The organism is Ensifer soli (assembly GCF_041928815.1).
Lineage (GTDB): Bacteria > Pseudomonadota > Alphaproteobacteria > Rhizobiales > Rhizobiaceae > JBHFEI01.
On sequence record NZ_JBHFEI010000018.1, the window covers coordinates 24,057 to 44,396 of the forward strand.

A 20,340-nucleotide genomic window follows, 5' to 3' on the forward strand; every position below is an offset into this window, starting at 1 on the left:
ACTGCACCAACCTCGCCTGTCTGACCATGCTGATCCGGCGCGGAATTCACTGTCCGGCGTCAGGAGCGAGCACGTATGTCGAAATGGCAATGGATGATCGGCAGGCTTCTCAAGCGCCTATGGCTCCGGCCGGCCCTGTTCGCGCTTGCGGGTTTGTTTACCGCCCTGTTCTCCGTATTTTTCTCGCCTTCCTTACCGCTTGATTTCGGGAGCCGCATTGGCGCCGACGCCGTCGACAATATCCTCAACATCCTCGCCTCCAGCATGCTGGCTGTAACGACATTTTCGCTGAGCACGATGGTGACGGCCTATGGCGCGGCAACGACGAATGTCACCCCACGCGCTACGACACTGGTCGTCGAAGACACGACGACCCAGAACGTCCTGGCGACATTCATCGGCACCTTCCTGTTCAGCCTGGTGGGCATTGTGGCGCTGAGTACCGGCGCCTATGGCGAGGAAGGGCGCGGCATTCTGTTTCTGGTAACGCTGGTCGTCATCGCCATCATCATCGTCACGATGCTGCGCTGGATTGACCACCTTTCACGGCTGGGCCGTGTTGGCGACACGATCGACCGGGTCGAACGGGCTGCCATGCAGGCCCTGATGGCGCGCGCCGGATCTCCCCACCTTGGCGGCGTCCCTGCGAAAACCGACCCGGCCGGCGGCGTCCGCCTGTACCTCGACGATATCGGCTACCTACAGCATCTGGACATTGGCACCTTGAACCGCCTTGCCGAGAACCACCAGCTGCGCCTGCAGGTCCTCGTCCTGCCGGGCGCTTATGTCGATCCGTCCCGAACCGTTCTCTGGCTGCCGAGGGAACTGCACGATGACGACATGAATGCCTTTCGGGCGGCATTCACGGTCGGCGTGCGGCGGTCGTTCGAACAAGACCCACGCTTCGGACTGTCGGTTCTTTCGGAAATTGCGTCCCGTGCCCTGTCACCCGCGGTCAATGATCCGGGCACGGCCATTGATGTGCTGAGCCGCTCCGTCCGGTTGTTTCATGCGTACAGCCTGCGTGACGATCACGAGATCGTCTATCCGCTGGTCGCCGTGCCCGGTCTCAACGCGGACGATCTTTTCGACGATTTTTTCCTGCCAATAGCGCGGGACGGGGCCTCACTGGTGGAGGTTCACATCAGGCTGCAAAAGACCCTGCAGGCCGTTGGCTATATGAGCGATAGCTATCGGATTGCGGCCCGGCGCCAGTCCCGTCTGGCACAGGAACGTGCGGAGATTGCATTGCAGATTGAAAGTGACAAACGCATCCTGCGCACGCTCGTCATTCAATAGCCAATCCAAGTAAGGCAATATCCCGTTGTCTTGCAAAGGAGAATCCGCTTGTGATAGCCTGAATTGGACACCCGACCTTATCTCATATGCGACCTTGCCAAACACAACGGAATAAGCCCTGCGGAGGCGGAACGGCTGCTGAACCAGTTCGGGAATGATCGTAAGGCATCAATAGCGGACAGACCATCATGTGTGTTCGAGATGACAATTGACGGCCTGTTTTTCTTTAGAACAGGATATTGTGCTGTTCCTGTTCCGATGTCGCCCGAAATCTCTCCCGCGTGCTTTTGAAACATTTGAACTCGCCGATAGAGGGTGACACCTCCGGTTAAGGACCATTTCAGGACGACATTGTTAATTTAAAACCTCAATTATTATGGAACTTCAGCGTTGCGCAACGCTTGGGGTATGGTGAAAAAGACGTGCTTATCCTGAAGCCAAGATTTTATTTCAGCCCGTCGTAACGTTGAGCCATCACCGAAGTCCAACCCGTATGGCCCTACATTGAAGCACCTTCGATGTCGCGTCTTTCAAAACGGAGGTATTGGCTTTGCGAGATCCGACATGTGTGATCGTTACCGGTGCTGCCGGTAATCTCGGCCGTGCAGTTGTTGCCACGCTCGCTGGGCGGGATATTTGCCTGGTCTGTGTCGACAGATCCTCAGAGGAGCTGGAAGCCTTTGCGCGTACACTTCCTCCCAAAGCGAGAGTGCTAACATTCGCCGGCGCAGACCTCAGCGATCCGATAGTGGCGCAGGCTATGGTCGAGGCTGCGGTTGATCGTTTCGGCCGTGTCGATGCCATGGTCAATACGATCGGAGGCTTTGCGACCGGTCCCGTCACCACGCACGCACTGGCGCAATGGGACATGATGATGACGCTGAATGCCCGCGTCGCGCTGGTTACGAGCGTTGCCGTCTTGCCAGTCATGCAGGCAGCAAGTTATGGGCGAATTGTCCATATTGCAGCCGTCCCGGGCTTGAAGGCGGGTGCACACCAGGCGGCCTATGCCGCGTCAAAGGCTGCTGTCATCCGACTGACGGAGAGCATCGCGGCCGAACACCGCAATGATGGCATCACCGCGAACTGCATCCTGCCGGGCACCATCGACACACCACAAAATCGCGCAGCCATGCCGGATGCCAAAACGACGGCATGGGTTTCATCCAGTTCCATAGCGCAACTCATTGCGTTTCTGATTTCGCCGGCAGCGGCGGTCGTTACCGGTGGTGCCATCCCGGCAACTGGATTGGCATGAGGGCCGGGCGTATGATCAGTTTCGCCGATCCTGCTCAGTTGGCTTTAGTTCTTTGGGGCGCGCCAGGCGTCGTGGTCGCGGTTGCATTTTTGGCCCTGGGGATAGACCGCATCGATAGCGCGGCCGTTGGTGCCTATGCTTTTCGGCCCCTGCTTGTGCCCGGCCTCATTCTCTTATGGCCTCTGGTCATATGGCGTTGGGTCATTCTTGCCAAGAGCCGGGGGGAGTGAAGATATGCAACGTGCGCACAGGAGGGCTCATGCGCTGATTTGGAGCATTCTTGCCATCGCTCTGCCGCTTTGCCTCGGGGTGATACTCATATCCACGTCGGGGCCTTCGCGAGACGCACCATCTGTCCGCCTTTCAGCGCCTGTCCAGCAGGAGACGACACCATGAGCGCAGCTTACAAGCCGGTCGGTTGGAACCGGAACAAGCTTCTCTATGATGGATTTCTCCTGTGCGGTGTCATTGCCTATCTGCTCGTCTATCTGGAGCTGGCACCCCGGCTTTCGCTAGCGGTGCGGTTGGTTGATGTACCAATACTGCGCATGCGCGCCTTCGGATCGCTGGCCTTCCTGCTGCTGACCGTTGTTCTCGCCATTGGGCCGCTGGCACGATTGGATAAGCGCTTCCTGCCTCTGCTTTACAATCGCCGGCATTTCGGCGTCATGACTGCGATCGTCGCCGCCACGCATGCTATGTTTGTTCTGGACTGGTATTTTTCCTTTAGTGCGACACCAAGGCTGACGGCGCTTTTCACAAGCAATACGAGTTTCGACAGGCTCGTCGGATTTCCTTTCGAGCTCTTCGGTGTCTTCGCCCTCATTATCCTGATCGTACTTGCAGCGACCAGTCATGACTTCTGGCTTTCGTTTCTGTCGCCTCCTGTCTGGAAGGCAATGCATATGAGCGTCTATGCGGCCTATGCGGCGCTCGTGTTGCATGTGGGTTTGGCGGCGCTTGCCGATACTCAAAGCGCATTAAAGGCGGTTCTTGTAGGGGCCAGCCTAACCCTTTTGGTTGTGCTTCATCTTTTGGCCGGCCGAAAGGAACATGCCATCGACGCCAGCGGCTCGCCGGTTGCGCCCGGCACCGGCTGGATCGATGTGGGGCAAATGGCAGACCTGTCCGAAGGGCGGGCGATCATTGGCATCTTGCCAGGCGGAGAGCGCGTTGCCGTCTTCCGGTTCAAGAACAGACTGTCGGCTTTGTCCAATCTCTGTTCGCACCAGAATGGTCCGATTGGCGAAGGGAAAGTGGTACTGGGATTCGTGACATGCCCCTGGCATGGCTATCAGTACCGGCTTGAAGACGGGTGTTCGCCGCCGCCCTTCAGGGAGCGTATCCGCAAATACCGCGTATCCCTGTCAGGAACGCGCGTGTTGGTCGATCCGGTCGGAGTGCCTCTTGGAACACGGATTGAACCCCTCGATATTACCGAGGCACTGTTGCCAGCATCGCTTTCACCCGCGACCGCGAGGACGACGCCATGACGCTTCAAATGCCGGACCACGGCTTTTTCGTTGGCTATTTCAGGAAGGTTCCGCCTGCGATTCGCCGGTTTGCCTTGGTATTCGGCGCCTTTTTTCTGACCGGGCTTGTCGGCGCGTCGCTTGCTCTTGCGCTATCGGAGAAACGACCCGGCTCCGGTGGCTATGTCGATGAGCTGCGCGGCGGGCGTGTCGCCGGCTTTGTCGAAATGCGGCCTTACCCCATCCTGCGTGTTCCTGGGCAGGATGGAGGTGCACCCCGTGCCATCATGCTTTCGGGGCAAGGCAAGACCGGCGTGGCAGGCAGTGCCGCGCCGCTAAGCGGTCAATGGGCGGAGGTCAGCGGCATTTTCGTTAAGCGCGGTGATCTCGATATGCTGCTGGTCGGCGGACACGACGGCCTGCGCGCTGCGCCGCAACCTATCGATGCCGCCCAACCGATGACGGCAGTTCCGCTGGGGCGATGGCGTCTCACAGGAGAAATTTGCGACGGTAAGTGTTTCGCCGGTGCGATGAGGCCTGGATCTGGGCTCGCGCATAAGGCCTGTGCAAACCTGTGCATCACCGGTGGCGTTCCACCTGTGTTCGTTACGACATCGCCCATCGACGGCCGCAGTTTCTTGATGATGGCAGATGCAGAAGGTGGGCCGCTGCCAAAGGCGCTTCTCGATCAGACCGCTGTCCTGATCGAGTTGGAGGGTGATGTCGAGCGGCGCGATGACATCCTGGTCTTTCGCGTTGACGTGTCTCAGCAGAGGTGAACCGGCTTATGAGCGATGAGAAGAAACTGTCGGTCGTCCATCATCTTGCAGGGCTTTCTCTTGTCGCGGGCATAGTAGTCTGTCTCGCCGCCCTGTGGGTATACGGTCTGCCATTCTTGCGCGGCTCAGTTTTCAACGACCTCTTTTTGATCATCTATGCCGTCGTTGCCTTCGGCTTTCTGACAATGGCAGACCGTCTCGCAAACGCGTTGCCGCTTCGCCGATAGGGCATTCATCCTCTTTGGTTGCAGGCTTTCAGATGTGCACAGTTTAGCGGTTCTAACCGGGAGAAAATACATGACGAAGCTTATTCCCTCTGTTCTTGGAGTGTCTGTAATGGTGATGATGGCGACGCAGGGTGTCACCGGAGAAATCAATACGACGAAGGGTATCGCGATTTCGGGGTATGATGCCGTTGCCTATTTCACTGAGGAAAAGCCAGTGAAGGGCAGCGAGGCCTACTCGGTGACCTACAAGGATGCCGATTATCTGTTTTCCTCCGCCCAGAACCGCGATGCCTTTAGCGCCAGTCCGGAGACATACCTCCCCCAATATGGCGGATACTGCGCCTACGGGACGGCAGCTGGCTACAAGGCGCCGATCGATCCATCCGCGTTTACCCTTGAGGGCGGAAAGCTCTATCTCAACTATAGCAAGAGCATTCAGAAGACCTGGCGACAGGATATGTCCGGTTACATCCGCAAGGCCGATGACAATTGGCCCACCGTCAAGGCGCAATAGCGCCAATGCAGGCGTGAAAGTGCGATGAACAGGAGACTGGCTCTCGCACATTCACGCAGTCGCGCCGGCGTTTCAAGCCGGATCAGGATTGAGCAGTTTCATCACCGCATCATGGTCTTCGTCGAGATGCGGCGGCCGGCTGCGATACTGGACAGGTGTGGCGGACATTTTCAGCGGATTGCCGAGAACGCGAATGGGAGGCGTTTGATCGTCGCCGTGCATTTCGACAACCATACCGCGTGCCAAGGTGTGAGGATCGGTCAAGACAGTGTCGATCGAAGTGACACGGCCTGCCGGCACACCTGCGGCCAGCAAGCGGTTCTCCCAGGACGCCGCCGTGTCCTTACTGATCTCGGCTTCGATGATCCTTTGCAACGCCGCGATGTGGACGAGCCTGTCCCTGTTTCGGGCGAAACGCTCGTCCTTGGCGAGTTCGGGCTGGCCAATAGCTTGAGTGAAACGCGCGAACTGCGCGTCATTGCCTACGGCCACGGCGAGATGTTGGTCAGATGCTCTGAAGGTCTGATAGGGAGCAATGTTGGGATGCGCATTCCCAAGGCGAGCCGGCACGCGACCCGAAACGAGATGATTGGTTGCCGCATTGACCAGCCAGGCAACCTGACTATCATAGAGTGCCAAATCGATATACTGGCCCTCTCCAGTCCGGTCACGATGGCGCAGTGCCGCGAGAATCCCGACGGTTGCGTACATTCCGCACATGACATCGGCGATCCCGACGCCGACCTTGACGGGCGTGCCACCAGCTATGTCCGGCTCCCCTGTTATGCTCATGATGCCCCCCATCGCCTGGATCAGGAAGTCGTAGCCCGTCCGGTCGCAGTAAGGGCCTGTCTGGCCAAACCCGGTGATGGAACACCAGATGATGTCGGGCTTGATCTTGACGAGATCCTCGTATCCGATTCCGCGGCGGGCCAGATCGCCGGGCTTGTAGTTTTCAACGACGACGTCGGAGATCGCTACAAGCCTGAGGACCAGCGCGACGCCCTCCTCGCTTGCCAGGTCGATGGCGACGGATTTCTTGTTGCGATTGGCACACAGGAAATAGGCGCTGATATCGCTGTCGTTGCCCTCCGCGTCCGGTACAAACGGCGGTCCCCAGTTGCGTGTATCGTCACCACATCCGGGCTTCTCCACCTTGATCACCTCCGCACCTAGATCAGCCATCAGTTGCGTTGCGGTCGGCCCGGCCAAGATGCGCGACAGGTCGAGAACACGCAGGCCCTCCAGGCTGCCCATTACCAGTTTCGTGTCTGATGAGGTCATGTCTTGATCGTCCCGGGTAAGAGTTTCAGGCTTTCCACGGCGCTGCCTTGAACCAGCCGACGAGATAGGCGGTCGCAATCAGCAAGGCAAAGCCGGCAAGATTGGCGATCGCAGTGGGGAATGGGGTTCGGCCGGCATGGTCGAGCCAGATACCGATCATCTGCGCTACGACCATGCCGGCAATGAAGACCGCCAGGGATTGCTGCCCGACCTTCATCAAAACACGGGTTGCCGGGAAAATGGCCGGATGCATCAACCGCCGGCCGCCGTCACCGACGGCGTGAACGGCGATATAGGCAAGGGCAAGGAAATGCACCAGCCGAGCCAAGCCAAACACCGTCTTGTTCGTCAGCGGCAGGAGGGCATGGGCCGCATCACGAAAGAATGGCACCGCGTCGAGGACACGATACCAGGCAAAGGGAATGGACGTCAGCACGATGGCAATCGCCAGCACCATCCGCCATCGATTGAGCGGCGGCGGCGTCAGTGTGCCACGCATCAGAAAGAAGCCGATGAAGAAGATCAGTTGCCAGCCGAACGGGTTGAAAAACCAGGAGCGCCCGCTCCAGGGTTCGGCTGGAAAATGTACGAGGGAAAACTGGGCCGTCAGCCACAAGGCCGCCATCAGCAGCAAGGGGAGGAAGCGATGGACGCGCTCCGCCAACAGCATGGGCGGCATCAGGGCAAGGATCACCATGTACATGGGCAGGATATCGAAATAGTTGGGAACATAGGTCAGCGCCAGCAGTCCTGTGAGCAGCGGTGCGGGATCGTCGAAGAACCGCACCAGATTAAGGCTCTGGATATAGGAAGTGCCGTCGGGCTTGGTGCCCGCAACGGCCATCAGCGCTGCGATCACCAGAAACACGCAGACATGCGCCCAGTAGATCTGCCAGATACGGTGGGTGACCCGGGCCGTCAGCATACCGATGCCCTCCCGGTCGTACAGGCGCCCGAAGGCAATGGCAGAGGCCATGCCGGAGAGGAAGACGAACATCTCGGTTGCATCCGAAAAGCCGAAACGCGCGGGGATCCACAATGCCCAGTGATCGTTCGGCACATGGGCAAGAAGGATGATCAGCATGCCGATACCGCGGAAGACGTCGAGACGCGGGTCGCGTGGCCGCTTTGCGCGCTGCGGCAGGTGGGGCGCTTCAGCGCGATCAGAATGCGTTCTGGTAAGCATCAGCGTCAAATCTGCATGAGATGAGGGTAAACTGGCTTCGGGTCGCGGCTGCGGAAAGCTCCCGGCGCAGGTCGATTGCGGTCTCGACACAGACGCCATACCCGCCAAAACCCCTGGCAACGGTTGCGAAATCCGTTTCGCCGAGTGCGACGCCCGCAGCCGCCAGACCGGCGGAGGCCTGTTTCAACGCAATCAGTGCAAGACTGCGATCCTGAAAGACGACGATGGTGACGGGATGGCCAAGGTCGCGCAGCGTCGCAAGCTCGCCGATCCCCATTTCCAGTCCGCCGTCGCCCATGACGGCGAGGACACGGCGTGCCGGGTTGGCGGTCTTTGTGCCGATCGCCAGCGGCAAAGCCGCAGCCATTGTGCAGAAGCCCGACGATTGAAGCAGCGACAGCGGCCGGTTCGCCACCCATTTCTGCGACAGGAGGATGCGATGGGCGCCGCTGTCGACGGTGACAAGGGCATCTGCGCCCGCGGCCTCATGGATGGCGTCGATGATCGCATGCGGTCCCCAGTCGGCCCGCGTCGCGAACTGCGCCGCGAGTTGGCGTTTGGCGCGTTGCGGCTCGCCCTCCGCCCAGGTTTTGCAAGGTATGACGGCGTTCGCCAGCGCGGCTGCCACCGCTGCGGGATTGGCGGCGATGCGTCTCCCCGCCTGGTGCATCGCGTGATCGGGAGCAGCCGCCGTGATCTCGACAATCCGCCCGGCGTCCAGGACGGGATCGAGCCAGCCGAGGCGCATCTCGATCGGATCGTAGCCGATCGTCAGGAGAAGATCGCAGTGCTTTACCAGATCAAGCAGCACGGCATCGGCGACGGGAGACAGGCCGGCACCGCCCATGGCAAGCGGGTTGTCTTCCGGGATCAGCCCCTTGCCCTTGTACGTCGTCACGACCGGGGCTCCGATGGCGTCGGCCAGCCGTAGAACATGGGCGCCGGCATCGGCCCGCGCAGCCTCGTAGCCCGCCAGGATCAGCGGTCGCCGGGCGCGGGACAAATCGTGGGCGAGGGTAAGGATGGCAGGATCTTCCGCACCCACCGAGGGGGTGGCGATCACGGTCGGATCGAGAAGGCGCGGGGCGGGATCAGGCATGGCGGCGACCGCCGGCGAAAGATCGAGATGCACCGGCCCCATCGGTTCGGCAAGAGCGGTGGCAAGGGCTCGTGCGACCGTCGACGCGACGCTTTCGAGTTCGATCTCGAAACTGGCCTTGACCAGGGGCTTCAACATCAGCGCATGGTTAATGACTTGATGCGTGTAGCGCGCTCGCGTGGCACGATCGACCACGCCAGACAGGACGATCAACGGCACATGCTCCTGCGCTGCATCCGCGATGCCATTAACGGCATTGGCAAGGCCCGGTCCGACGGTGGTGATGAGCAGACCGGGTGTCGCCGTCGTCACGCTGGCACCCGCCGCCATCAATGCGGCCGCCGTTTCGTGACGCGCTAGATGAAAGGCGATGCCGGCCTTCTCAAGACCGTCGATCAACGTCACGACCTCGCCGCCCGGCATGCCGAATGCGTGGCGGATGCCATAGGCGAAAAGCGATGCCGCAACCGTGTCAGCAACGCGTGGTGCGATGGATGTGTGGGTATCAGGCATGGGTCATATATCTTTCGCGAAATCGTGAAGTGCCGGCAAATTGCAGCGTCTCAGCAAAGACGGTAGAGAGACGGTCGTGCAGAGGTTGGGGGCGAACGTGTGCGGTTCAAACGTGTAGCGGCGATGATCGCACTTTTTTGCGCGCCACTCTCTGTCCGGGCAGCCGATTGCGGCGACACTGTCGCCTGCAGGGTCCCGGATGGGGCCTATAGGATCGAGATGCCCGGGACGGGATTGGCTAGGGGCGTTCTGGTCTTTTTCCACGGGTATAAGAGTTCCGCCAGATTGCAGATGCAGCATCGGGCTCTTGTCGATGTCGCGCACAACCACGGTCTGGCGTTCGCCGCCGTCGATGGCCTGAATGGAACGTGGTCGCATCCCAATGCGCCTGCGCGATTCCGCGACGAACAGCGCTTCGTTGGCCATGTCTTCGACGATCTGAAAACGCGGTTTGGCTTTACGGCCGAAAACAGCATCATCGGCGGATTTTCTCAGGGCGCGTCGATGGCTTGGTACACGCTCTGTCAGCAAGGCAACCGTGTGACAGGTGCCGTCACCTTCTCCGGCGTTTTCTGGGATCCATTGCCGGAACCGCAGGACTGCGTGACCGACATGCCGCCGATCGTACACTTTCACGGAACGGCCGACCGGACGTTTCCCTTGAGCGGCCGCGCCATTGGGGATGATTTTCATCAGGGGGATACCTTGAAGAGCATGGCGGTCGTGCGGCAGCGGGCAGGCTGCGACACCGCTGCAGAACGCGAAAAACTGCTCGCCGGCGTTGTCTGCAGGGTCGCGCCTGGTTGCAACCGGGGTGAAATGGCCCTTTGCATCCATGGGGGTGGTCACACGGTCCAGGCGGACCAGCTGGATGCCGGGCTCCGGGAGATCGGCTTTTAGAGGGCAGTTCGATCTGATGGAATCAGACCGGCGCTTTAAGCCTCTATTCTGGAAACATAGCCCTATCGACCTTTGTTTTACTACGGTCGAATCATGTTCTAACAGAGGGCGCTGCCCGTAATTTTCATTACGGACAGGATGATCGCACCGAGCAGCCAGATTCAACACCGCGCTCAATGCTCGCGGAACCAGACGACATAGGCGACGACGAGGCCGAAAAGCCAGTGACCAACCAGCGACGCCCACGTCAGCGGAATGAAGCCAAGGAAAGCGGGCAGGCCGGCAATCAGGTGAGCCATCACATACAGCGCGAAGATCCACAGGCCAGTTCCAAAGCCAAGTCCGGTCAAGAACAGCGGCAGGTTCGGCACGATCATGCGCTGCAGCGGCCTGGCGATGAAGAGATAGCCGATCGGATAAAAGACGACGCCGACGATGGCGTGTATGACCTCCGCACCAAGACGGTTTTCAAAGCCGAATACACTTTGAACGAGGGCTGCGGGTTCCAGCGGGCCGCCGACGAGAAAGGGTGTAATCCCTCTCGCCCATATTTCCCAGGTGATATCCGCCGCCAGTCCGGCGATGAGGACGGTCAGAAGTAGCCTCGGGGAAAGCCGCGGCAGCAGGTATGTCTCATGGGTATCGAGCATGGTCATGGCATTTTCCCCTTGATACGGGTTGGATGATTGCGCCTTCACAGGATTAGAGAGCGGCGCGCATTTCGATGGATCCGAGTAGGCGGTCTTCGGCGCGCAGGCGGCTGCGGACATTGCGAATGCGTGACAGTCCTGCGCTGTCGCCACTGTTACCTGCAGCCTTGGCCACGGCCAGCATGAAGAAATCGCGCTGCGCGTTGCTGCCGCCGATCGTCGGCAGATCCACAACGATGCGGTCAAGCATGCGGCGGTCTGCCGCCGTGCTCAGGCCGGCAATGATGCGGGCAAGCGGCACCCCGACGTCTGCTGCGACTTTGGCCTGCTCGCCATCGCCCGTTGCCTTGCGTTCCAGTCCACTGACGATGTCGCGGACAGCAGAATGTTCACCGATCGCAACCAGAGCGGCGAGCGTATGCAGCGACGCGAACACCAGCGTTGTATCGTGCCGGCGCTTGAGGGCTATCTCTGCCATGTCAGCCCAGCGCGAGCCCACATCGACGCCGGTCTGGTTGAGGCGCCAGAGCAGCGAGACGGCGTTAGCCATGTCGCGAAAATCGTCCGTCTGCTGCGGCCGCACTTCCTCATCATAGATCTTGAGGACCTGCTCGTGTGCGCCTGTCTCCAGATGCAGAAGTGCCAGATGCCAGGCCATGTGGAAGGAAAAATTGTTGCAGCGGGACCAGGATTTGCGGCCATCCTCCAGCCACGCAATCCCCTCCGATGTCTTGCCGCGCATCTCGTAGACATGCGAGACGGCGTGAAGGCCCCAGGCATCGTCCGGTTGCAAGCGAACTGCCAATTGTCCGGCCACTTCGGCAGAATCGTAAAACCCGTGCTCCTCGAGCGCGAAGGCATGGCAGCCAAGCAGAAAGCCCGCAGCCGGCAAGTCTTCGCTCCAGTCTCCCATCACGCGCGTGCTCATGGCAAGCATACCACTGGCGTCACCGAGCATGAAGCGCAACGCATGCGATATCTTGAACGGCAGGAACGTCGCGGGACGTTCAGAAAATCCGTCGTCTAGACGCTGCGCGGCGGTCGCGAACGAACCGTCAACGGCAGCTTCCAGGGCATGAACCAGGATTTGCTCATCCCGTGTTCCCCCATCGCGACGCGCCATTGCGCGGCGCGCGGACGCAAGCGCCTCCGCTGCCGGGGCGATCAGTTCCGAGCGGGCAAGGATCAGGTTTGCGAACCCCTTGAGCGCAAGACCGGCAACATGATCGGGATCAGCTGCCAGCGCCGCCTGGAGTGCAATGCCTGTGTTGGCGCGATGGGCGGCAAGACCGTGAACGGCTTCTTCAAAAGCCCTTTCCGCTTGCGCACTCACCGTGCTCGTCGAGAGATTGTAGGCATCAAGTCTCATTCGTTCGGCTCCTTGAAAGAACCTTCTCGATCCGGAATGTCGAGACCAAGATTTTTAAGCATCGCAGTCGGGGCCGAGCCGCGAAGGCTCTCGGCTGCAAGTCTTGTTGTGATTTTAAGGCCGCGGATGTAATTCCGGCAGTTACTGCATTGCGCTATATGGACAGCGACCATCAGCCTGGTTTTTTTGGAACCCTCACGGCTGATGTAGTCGCTCGCAACGTCAGGAATGTTTCTGCAGATCAGCAATGCCGTTCGCCTCTTGGTTCAAACCCGGTCAGGTTCTGTCCGTGAGACACACGGCACTGACAAACGTTACGCTGCAGGCTTCACGTTTGTGTGATAGCACCGCCGTGGTCGTACCGCAGCAAGTTCTCGATCTCGTTGCGTATCCGCGCACGGGCGCGATGAAGCAGGACGCGCTGGTTTTCCGGCGTGAGCTGAAGAAGGTCGCAGGTAGCAGCCGCGTCACTGCCTTCGACGTCGCGCATGATCAAAACCGCCTTTTGGGCTGGCGGCAGCCGTTCGATCAATTCGCGTACGTGGTTCCAAAGTTGGCGGCCAGCAAAGATGCGCTCGGGGTTCAGTCCGTCAAAAGCAGTGGGTGGGTCAACCCAATGGCCCTTGGCATCAAATCGAGATGCCTCGATGACAGGCTCTTCATCGCTATGATCTTCTTCCTGCAAAAGGACCGTATAGCGTCCCTCGCGCTTTGCATAGGTTTTAGCTTTATTCAGCAGAATGGCTATGATCCAGGTCGAAAGAGCAGACTTTCCTTCAAATCTGGTAATATTCGCAATGACCGCAAGCCAAGTCTCCTGTGCGACATCTTCAGCAGTTGACCTGTTCTTAACAACAGTCTGCGCCAGACCCACCAAGGCTGCATGATGACGTTCGACAAGAGCACGTAATGCTTCCGGGTCGCCGCTTCGTAGTTGGGAAAGAAAAAGGCCATCTGCGTGGATACGGAGTCCGACACCGATAGCTACAACCCAGAGTGTAATACTCATTAACAAGCCGATCGATCATAGACATATTGCTAATTCATACAAATTTTGATTCCCGCTGAAAAGTAAAGATTTCGTCACAATGAAATCATTATCGGCACGAAGATCCGTAGTCGCCATGAAGGTGAGCGATCCTTCGCCGCTTAACAATGTCCCTGGAAGATATTCTTCTGCATTGGAACACGGCGCGGACGATTTCCATGTCACTGCCACTGAGCCTACAGAGACGGGAGCAATGCGTGCGTGCGCCTCCTCTCGCGGTGCGTTTCGATGAGAGCTGGTCGCGGTGTGATACTGGCTGCTTCAAGGGTGTGCTGCGACGGAAAAGTATAATTGCTTGCATTCCCTGGGCGGAGATCCCGTTCAGGAGCCGTGATACGAACGGCGAAGATTGAGGCGAAGCAATGCTATGGAGATCATAGTTGGTCGTCGCGGAGAGTGGTACTGCTTCGCTGCGAGACATGTTCGATCTCCAACGGTTGTCTCCGCCGCGATCGCCGCCGCTGTAAACATTGTCTTCCAGTGGTCAAAGAAACCTGACCCTGGCGGTCGCTGCGGCGTTGTCCTGCCAGGTCAGCTGTTGCGCGCCGGTAAATTTCGCGCGCTCAATTCTTCAGCAATCTTCCCCGGATAAAGTAGGCCCTCAATGAGGTAGAGCCTATGACAGGCGTTCAAATCCGCTTGGCGGAAATCATCGAAGCGTTGAGCAAGGCGCTTGACATGACGGAGGGGCAACCCGAAGGGCATTGCATTCGATGCTGTTACATCGGGATGCATATCGGCCGCGAAATCGGTCTCGACGACGTGCAGTTGCGTGATCTGTATTATACTCTGTTGCTAAAGGATCTGGGGTGTAGCAGCAATGCGGCGCGCATCTGCGAACTCTATATTGCGGATGACCTGCGTTTCAAACGCGACTTCAAGCTCGTTGACGGCAGTCTCGCCCAGGTTCTCCGGTTCGTCGTCAGTCACACTGGCATGCAGTCAGGTCTTGCTGAACGGTTCCGGAGCATCCTGAACATTTTGCAGAATGGCGGAGAACTATCGATAGAACTGATCCAGACGCGCTGCCAGCGCGGTGCTGAGATTGCCCGGCAGATGCGGTTTTCGGAAGACGTTGCCCAGGGAATCCTTGGACTGGACGAGCATTGGAATGGCGGCGGAAAGCCAGACGGGGTCAGCGGCGAGCAGATACCGCTATTTTCCCGCATTGCCCTCTTGGCTCAGGTCATCGATATATTCCATATCAGTGGCGGCCGGAAAAGCGCGCTTGCAGAAGTCAAGAAGCGTGAGGGCGACTGGTTTGATCCGTCGCTGGTCAAGGCGTTCATCAATGTGTCTGAACGCCCGGACTTTTGGATGTCGCTGGCTTCCTGCGAGGTGGAGGCAATCGTCTTGGCCTCGGAACCAGGCCAACACGCCATTATGGCTGACGACGACTATCTCGACGATATTGCCGCTGGTTTTGCGAAGGTTATCGACGCAAAAAGTCCTTACACCTCTGGGCACAGTGATCGCGTAGCGCTCTTCACCGACCTGATCGCAGAGCAAATGGGCATCGATTTCGAGGCGCGCCGACTTCTCAAGAGGGCGGCCCTACTCCATGATATCGGCAAACTCGGCGTCAGCAACAGCGTACTCGACAAGCCCGGCAAGCTCGATGAGCAGGAATGGCTCCAGATGAAGAGGCATGCCGAATTTTCAGAGCGGATTCTGTCGACCGTAGGTGCGTTTTCAGCGGCGGCACGGATTGGGGGAGCACATCACGAGCGGCTGGACGGCAAAGGATATCCACGAGGGCTAACGGCAGATCGAATCCCAATGGAAGTCCGGATCGTTTCGACGGCAGATGTTTTTGATGCTCTTACCGCCAACCGACCCTATAGAGCAGCGATGCCGATCGCCGAGGCGCTTGCGATCCTGTGGGGGGATGCCGGCAAGTCGCACGATCCCATTTGTATCGAAGCCCTTGAGCGTGCGTTACACAGGCTTACTCCGAATAAGGACGAACGATCCAGCGAGTTCAGCGCAGCTGCAAGGTTTGGTTAAAATCAGCCTTTGGGAAGCAGGGTGATCCATTCCACTCTCTGCTGAGCAGCGGTGGCTGAACTGACATTGAAGCCGTCGCTGTCGCTTGATCTTCATATAGTCGCCTCTGCGTCCGCAAAAATGATCCTATTGCGTTCTCTTTTAAGGGCACAGGCCATTACATTGGTTCGTATGAGATAGGTTGGATCGAACACTCTCTACGCCGTCGGCACGGTCCCCCCGTCGATCACATATTCGGTACCAGTAATCGAAGCGGCGCGGTCAGAGGCAAGGAAGGCAATCAGGTCTGCGACCTCCTCTGGCCTTGCCGGGCGACCAAGTGGAATTCCGCCCAGTCCGTCCATGATGATCTTCTTGCCGCCCTCAAGGTCTGTTCCTGCCTGCTTTGCGAGACGCTCCGCGAGATGAACGGAGGCTTGTGTCTCGATCCAGCCCGGTGACACCCGGACAACCCTAACGCCCTTCGGCGAGACCTCCTTGGACAAGGCTTTGCTGTAGGTGGAAAGGGATGCCTTGGCCGCTGCGTAAGCGGTCGTCGATTCCGGTAGCGGCAATACGTTCTGGATGGATGTGACGTGTATGACCACGCCCCTTGTTCTGGCGACCATGTCGGGAACGAGCAACCGATCCAGGCGAACAGCAGGGAACAGATTGAGAGACAGCTCCCTCTGCCAGTCGTCATCCGTCAGAGCGGAAAATCCACCGCCGGCCGTCGAAGATCCACCAAGCATATGGACGATGACATCAACACCTCCGAAACGTCTACGCGCAGCATCCGCGACGATGGCACATCCCTCAGCGGTGGTGAGATCAGCCTCGACAAACGACAGGTCCGGCAGGTTTTCAGGTCGCGCTCGTGCCGTTGTCAACACCTCAGCGCCAAGTTCGCGAAAGAGGCTGACGGTTGCAGCACCGGTCCCCTTTGTTCCAGCCGTAATGAGCGCGCGCTTGCCTTTCAGATTGAGAAAGTCTGTCATGTCCGTATTTCCAGCCTGACGATCTTGTTGTCCTTGATGGCGAAGGCGTGGGTGAGCATCACAGGGCTGCCGGGAAACTGGCCGCTCACCTGTGCTCGAACTCGGACCGTGTCCTCGTCCATGGCGGATTCCAGCGGTTTGGCGACGTAGCGGGTCGCGGTCTTTGCCGCCAACCACCATTCTCGGATTGCTGTGGTGCCTCTATGGCTCGCGTTCTCGTCCTCAACCACCGCTTCTGCTGCAAAGGTCTCTAGCAACGCATCGACGTCATTGTCGCGGTCTGCGTGAAAGTACCTGTTCACAGTATCGGGCATCAGCATTGCATTTCTCCTTTAGCTAAACTGACTTTACCTTTGAATCTGCGTTGTGATAAGCAGGATAAATTGATACGTTCTAGTGAACAGAACGGGACAATGGAACACGCCAGCCTTAAAGAGCTCGAAGCGGTCATGGCGATCGTACGCCGCGCGACATTTCGCGCTGCGGCCGTGGAGCTTGGGATGTCGACGACGGCGCTAAGCCATACGATCAGCCGGCTGGAAACGGCGCTTGGTGTGCGGTTGTTCAACCGCACCACCAGAAGCGTATCGCTGACGGATGCCGGCCGGATATTCATGAAGCAGGTCGCACCTTCGCTTCAGGATCTCCACGCCGCGCTGGAGGCGGTGCGGGCGCAACGCGAGACACCTTTCGGAACAATACGCATCAACGCCGCGCCTTTTGCAGCACGCGCGATCATATCACCGCTCGTCCTTACCTTTCTGCGACGCTATCCCGACATGAATGTCGATATTGTCACCGAAGGAAAGATTGTCGACATCGTCAAGGACGGGTTCGATTTGGGCGTCCGGGTTGAAGGTCTCGTTCCCACCGATATGATTGCAGTTTCACTTGGCCAGCCTCAGCGACACGCCGTTGTTGGATCTCCTGAATACTTCGAGCAGCACGGGACCCCGATTGTTCCTCCGGATCTTCTCCATCATCGGTGCATTCGCGTTCGACTGCCGGACGGCGCACTTTTTCGATGGCGATTTGAGAAGGACGGAGAACGGGTGCAGATCGATGTGAGGGGACCGATTACGCTGGACGAGGCCGGCCTGACGCGCACTGCCGTGCTCGAGAACGCCGGCTTAGGTTATGTTTTCGAACAGGACATCCTCCCGGACATACGGGCGGGACGCGTTTTGCGTGTTCTGGAAGACTGGACGCCATCCTACCCGGGCTTATGCCTGTACTATCCCGGACGCCGAAATCTATCAGCCGGCGTCAGAGCGTTTCTCGATCTGGCGCGTGATTTCTCGAAAAGAAATATGAAAGAATGAGCTTTGACTGGTATGGGTCGGTGAAAATTACAGGATACTTACTATCAAGGCTGATAAAGCATCAGTCGCAGTTCAATGTCTTTGTCTATGATCGACGGCAAAGTCTGTGGATAAAGTTTTTTACATTAGTATTTTATGTCAATTCATGTGCACGCGTGATCGCTGTTCTGATCCGCTGCGCGAAAGATGACGCACCCGGACGATCGCGGGCTGAATGGGTGAAATTTCTACCGGCCGACTTCGCTAGACTTTTTCCATCCCATGCGAGACCGCCTGGGATAGACATGTTGCTGATGCTGGAGGGCCCTCTCCTACGACCAGCCAGAGTGCGGTCGCATGCGGACGAGGGGCCCTAAAACTCGTCCCATCGTTCTGCCGAGGCTTGGGCGAGCCCGACGGATCGGGCGACCTTTGCTATCATCTGGCGGGCGGGGGAGACGACAGGTCGATGCTGCGACGACGCGGCTTTCGGACGCTCTCCAACCTGACCGAGCTGGAAGCGGGCCACAAGATCCTGCAGGCGGTTCGCCTCACCGGCGAGGTTTGCGCTTGCCGCATTCGACTCTTCCACCATCGCCGCATTCTGCTGGGTCACCTGGTCCATCTGGTTGACGGCCGTGTTCACCTCTGCAAGGCCGACGGACTGTTCCCGCGCCGAGGTTGCAATCGCATCTAGCTGAGTGTTGATTGTTACGACATGCGCACCAATGATCTTCAGAACATCCCCCGTTTCGCGGACACGCTTGACACCATTGTCGACTTCCCCGGCGGCCTTGCGAATGAGATCGTTGATTTCGCGTGCCGCCTGAGCGGAGCGCTGGGCAAGTTCGCGCACTTCCTGTGCGACAACGGCAAAACCCTTGCCGGCATCCCCGGCACGAGCGGCTTCGACACCGGCGTTCAGTGCAAGCAGGTTCGTCTGGAAGGCGATCTCGTCGATCACGCCGATGATGCTGGAGATCGACTGCGATGATTGCTCGATGCTCAGCATCGCGGCCACTGCGTCCGTGACCACATCAGCCGACCGTCGCGCCGATTGGTTGGCCTCGGCGGCGATGTTGCGAGCCTCCTCGGCCCGTCTGCTGGAATTGGCGACGTTGGCCGTGATCTCGTCAAGCGCGGCAGCTGTTTCTTCAAGAGCAGCCGCCTGCTGTTCGGTGCGCTTCGACAGGTCCTCCGCCCCTTGGCTGATTTCTGCAGCACCGCTATCAATCGAGCGCGTTGCGTCGAGCACGGCAGAAAGTGTCGCGGCCAGACGGCCGACAGCGCTGTTAAAATCTGCGCGCAGCTGCTCGAATTCCGCCGCAAAGGGTGTCTCAAGCCGGATGGCGAGATCTCCGTCGGCGACGCGGCGAAGCCCTGCCGCGATCCCCGATGTGGCATCCGCCATTTCTGCGGCACGCCGCTCTTCCTGTTCCTGTTGCCGTTGCAGATCTGCCTCGGAAGCGGCGCGCATCTCCTCAGTCTGCTGCTCGAGAGAGTGAGCCTTGAGGCCATTCTCACGGAAAACGTTGACCGCCCGTGCCATGCTACCAATCTCGTCTCGGCGTTCGGTTCCCTCCACTGTGGAGGCAAGATCCCCGTCCGCAAGCCGTGCCATGGTTTCCGCGAGAGCCCGTACCGGAAGGACAAGCCAAGCGCGGATCGCAAGCATCCCGAAGCCAAGCACGATGACAAACCCGACGATCACGCTGGCCAGTGTGATCAGGGCCGTTCAGGCTGCATCCGACGAGAGCGTCGCGCTTATGGCCTCGGCTCGCTCGACGATATTGCTCGTGATCGCCGTAAAGCGCTCTGAGATCGGCGGGAACTGCGGCTGACGGTCGGAAAGGAAGATTTGCTATGAACGGATGACGTCCTCGCCACGCGTGGCTTTCTCCCCGGCATTTCGTGATGCGGCACAGGTGTTGTCGAGGAGCGTTAAACCTTCGGCTTTCAGCGCGGCAATTTGCTTCTCTCCGGGAAGCGCCGCTATGGCGATGTCCATATATTTGATGAAACTGCCGCGCTGCGTTTCGAACTCATGCTGAGCCTTCACATTCAGTTCGGACGATTGCGACATCAAAATGTCGCCAAGAGCGGCGCGGGCACCTTGCAATGAACGGTTCGATCGCGCGAGATAAAGTTCTGCCTTGGCATCCTCGGCAAGCAGCTTGTCATAGGAACCGCTGATATTTGCAATCTGAAAGTCGGTGTAGACAGCAACTGCGCCGGCGAACAAGCCGAAAACGGCCATGATGGTCAAAAACTTTCCGATGATCGGCACGTTCTTCATGCCAAACCCCCAATTTCCATTCTGTCTCAGATGCACATTCGCCGCCATCATGCGGCGCTGCGACGGCCCCGTCATCAATCGTCGCATCCAGCCACCCCATCCGCCCCCGAATGTCGTTTGCCGGCATGGTCAAACCCCAGCCAGGGGAAGAGACGATGACG

Annotated in this window: 19 protein-coding genes; 9 read left to right on the forward strand and 10 right to left on the reverse strand. The window is 58.7% G+C overall.

Annotated elements, in window-relative coordinates; translation table 11 throughout:
* Positions 1-75 precede the first annotated feature (75 nt).
* The 6 genes from ACEVQ6_RS20515 to ACEVQ6_RS20540 all read left to right on the forward strand — a co-directional run bounded on the left by ACEVQ6_RS20515 (position 76) and on the right by ACEVQ6_RS20540 (position 5,549).
* The gene (locus tag ACEVQ6_RS20515; RefSeq protein WP_374890908.1) at positions 76-1,299 is read left to right on the forward strand and encodes a DUF2254 domain-containing protein; all 1,224 of its coding nucleotides are present in this window, start codon (positions 76-78) and stop codon (positions 1,297-1,299) included.
* A gap of 571 nt (positions 1,300-1,870) precedes the next feature.
* Positions 1,871-2,557 carry an SDR family NAD(P)-dependent oxidoreductase gene (locus ACEVQ6_RS20520; RefSeq protein ID WP_374890947.1) on the forward strand — a complete coding sequence of 229 codons (687 nt, stop codon included), beginning with the start codon at positions 1,871-1,873 and terminating at the stop codon, positions 2,555-2,557.
* A 392-nt stretch (positions 2,558-2,949) separates the two neighbouring features.
* A complete protein-coding gene (locus ACEVQ6_RS20525) occupies positions 2,950-4,050 on the forward strand; it encodes a Rieske 2Fe-2S domain-containing protein (RefSeq protein WP_374890909.1) in 1,101 nt (366 codons plus the stop codon).
* Positions 4,047-4,808 carry a hypothetical protein gene (locus tag ACEVQ6_RS20530; protein ID WP_374890910.1) on the forward strand — a complete coding sequence of 254 codons (762 nt, stop codon included), beginning with the start codon at positions 4,047-4,049 and terminating at the stop codon, positions 4,806-4,808. The genes ACEVQ6_RS20525 and ACEVQ6_RS20530 overlap by 4 nt, the downstream gene beginning before the upstream one ends.
* Positions 4,809-4,816: 8 nt before the next feature.
* A complete protein-coding gene (locus ACEVQ6_RS20535) occupies positions 4,817-5,035 on the forward strand; it encodes a hypothetical protein (RefSeq protein ID WP_374890911.1) in 219 nt (72 codons plus the stop codon).
* 70 nt (positions 5,036-5,105) lie between these two features.
* Complete coding sequence (locus ACEVQ6_RS20540) at positions 5,106-5,549, forward strand: YHS domain-containing (seleno)protein (RefSeq protein ID WP_374890912.1); 444 nt, start codon at positions 5,106-5,108, stop codon at positions 5,547-5,549.
* Positions 5,550-5,621: 72 nt separating this feature from the next.
* On the opposite strand, the gene ACEVQ6_RS20545 is transcribed toward ACEVQ6_RS20540, so the two are convergent.
* The 3 genes from ACEVQ6_RS20545 to ACEVQ6_RS20555 are packed head-to-tail and all read right to left on the reverse strand — an operon-like array spanning position 5,622 to position 9,631.
* Positions 5,622-6,833 (reverse strand): CaiB/BaiF CoA transferase family protein, encoded by a 1,212-nt coding sequence (locus ACEVQ6_RS20545; protein ID WP_374890913.1) that lies wholly within the window; start codon positions 6,831-6,833, stop codon positions 5,622-5,624.
* A gap of 25 nt (positions 6,834-6,858) precedes the next feature.
* The gene (locus ACEVQ6_RS20550) at positions 6,859-8,019 is read right to left on the reverse strand and encodes an OpgC family protein (RefSeq protein WP_374890914.1); all 1,161 of its coding nucleotides are present in this window, start codon (positions 8,017-8,019) and stop codon (positions 6,859-6,861) included.
* A complete protein-coding gene (locus ACEVQ6_RS20555; RefSeq protein WP_374890915.1) occupies positions 7,997-9,631 on the reverse strand; it encodes a thiamine pyrophosphate-binding protein in 1,635 nt (544 codons plus the stop codon). The genes ACEVQ6_RS20550 and ACEVQ6_RS20555 overlap by 23 nt, the downstream gene beginning before the upstream one ends.
* A gap of 291 nt (positions 9,632-9,922) precedes the next feature.
* Here ACEVQ6_RS20555 and ACEVQ6_RS20560 point away from each other — a divergent pair, with 291 nt between their 5' ends.
* Entirely contained in the window at positions 9,923-10,531 is a 609-nt protein-coding gene (locus ACEVQ6_RS20560; RefSeq protein ID WP_374890948.1) for a poly(3-hydroxybutyrate) depolymerase, read from the forward strand.
* Between the two features lie 173 nt (positions 10,532-10,704).
* Here ACEVQ6_RS20560 and ACEVQ6_RS20565 read toward each other — a convergent pair whose 3' ends face one another.
* From ACEVQ6_RS20565 to ACEVQ6_RS20575, 3 genes are all read right to left on the reverse strand, one after another.
* Positions 10,705-11,187, reverse strand: a complete 483-nt coding sequence (locus ACEVQ6_RS20565) for a hypothetical protein (RefSeq protein ID WP_374890916.1) — start codon at positions 11,185-11,187, stop codon at positions 10,705-10,707.
* Positions 11,188-11,233: 46 nt separating this feature from the next.
* The gene (locus tag ACEVQ6_RS20570) at positions 11,234-12,550 is read right to left on the reverse strand and encodes a tetratricopeptide repeat protein (protein WP_374890917.1); all 1,317 of its coding nucleotides are present in this window, start codon (positions 12,548-12,550) and stop codon (positions 11,234-11,236) included.
* Positions 12,551-12,878: 328 nt separating this feature from the next.
* A complete protein-coding gene (locus tag ACEVQ6_RS20575) occupies positions 12,879-13,559 on the reverse strand; it encodes an RNA polymerase sigma factor (protein ID WP_374890918.1) in 681 nt (226 codons plus the stop codon).
* A 657-nt stretch (positions 13,560-14,216) separates the two neighbouring features.
* Here ACEVQ6_RS20575 and ACEVQ6_RS20580 point away from each other — a divergent pair.
* Positions 14,217-15,605: an HD-GYP domain-containing protein gene (locus tag ACEVQ6_RS20580; RefSeq protein WP_374890919.1), complete on the forward strand. Its 1,389-nt coding sequence runs from the start codon at positions 14,217-14,219 to the stop codon at positions 15,603-15,605.
* Positions 15,606-15,802: 197 nt separating this feature from the next.
* On the opposite strand, the gene ACEVQ6_RS20585 is transcribed toward ACEVQ6_RS20580, so the two are convergent.
* A complete protein-coding gene (locus ACEVQ6_RS20585; protein ID WP_374890920.1) occupies positions 15,803-16,582 on the reverse strand; it encodes an SDR family oxidoreductase in 780 nt (259 codons plus the stop codon).
* Positions 16,579-16,902, reverse strand: a complete 324-nt coding sequence (locus tag ACEVQ6_RS20590) for a nuclear transport factor 2 family protein (RefSeq protein WP_374890921.1) — start codon at positions 16,900-16,902, stop codon at positions 16,579-16,581. Before ACEVQ6_RS20590 ends, ACEVQ6_RS20585 begins: the two co-directional genes overlap by 4 nt.
* Before the next feature lie 93 nt (positions 16,903-16,995).
* Here ACEVQ6_RS20590 and ACEVQ6_RS20595 point away from each other — a divergent pair, with 93 nt between their 5' ends.
* On the forward strand, positions 16,996-17,904 hold the full coding sequence (locus ACEVQ6_RS20595; protein ID WP_374890922.1) for a LysR family transcriptional regulator: 909 nt from the start codon (positions 16,996-16,998) through the stop codon (positions 17,902-17,904).
* A 352-nt stretch (positions 17,905-18,256) separates the two neighbouring features.
* Here ACEVQ6_RS20595 and ACEVQ6_RS20600 read toward each other — a convergent pair whose 3' ends face one another.
* Both ACEVQ6_RS20600 and ACEVQ6_RS20605 read right to left on the reverse strand, forming a co-directional pair.
* Entirely contained in the window at positions 18,257-19,558 is a 1,302-nt protein-coding gene (locus ACEVQ6_RS20600; RefSeq protein WP_374890949.1) for a methyl-accepting chemotaxis protein, read from the reverse strand.
* A 186-nt stretch (positions 19,559-19,744) separates the two neighbouring features.
* Positions 19,745-20,254 (reverse strand): hypothetical protein, encoded by a 510-nt coding sequence (locus tag ACEVQ6_RS20605; protein WP_374890923.1) that lies wholly within the window; start codon positions 20,252-20,254, stop codon positions 19,745-19,747.
* Between the last annotated feature and the right edge of the window lie 86 nt (positions 20,255-20,340).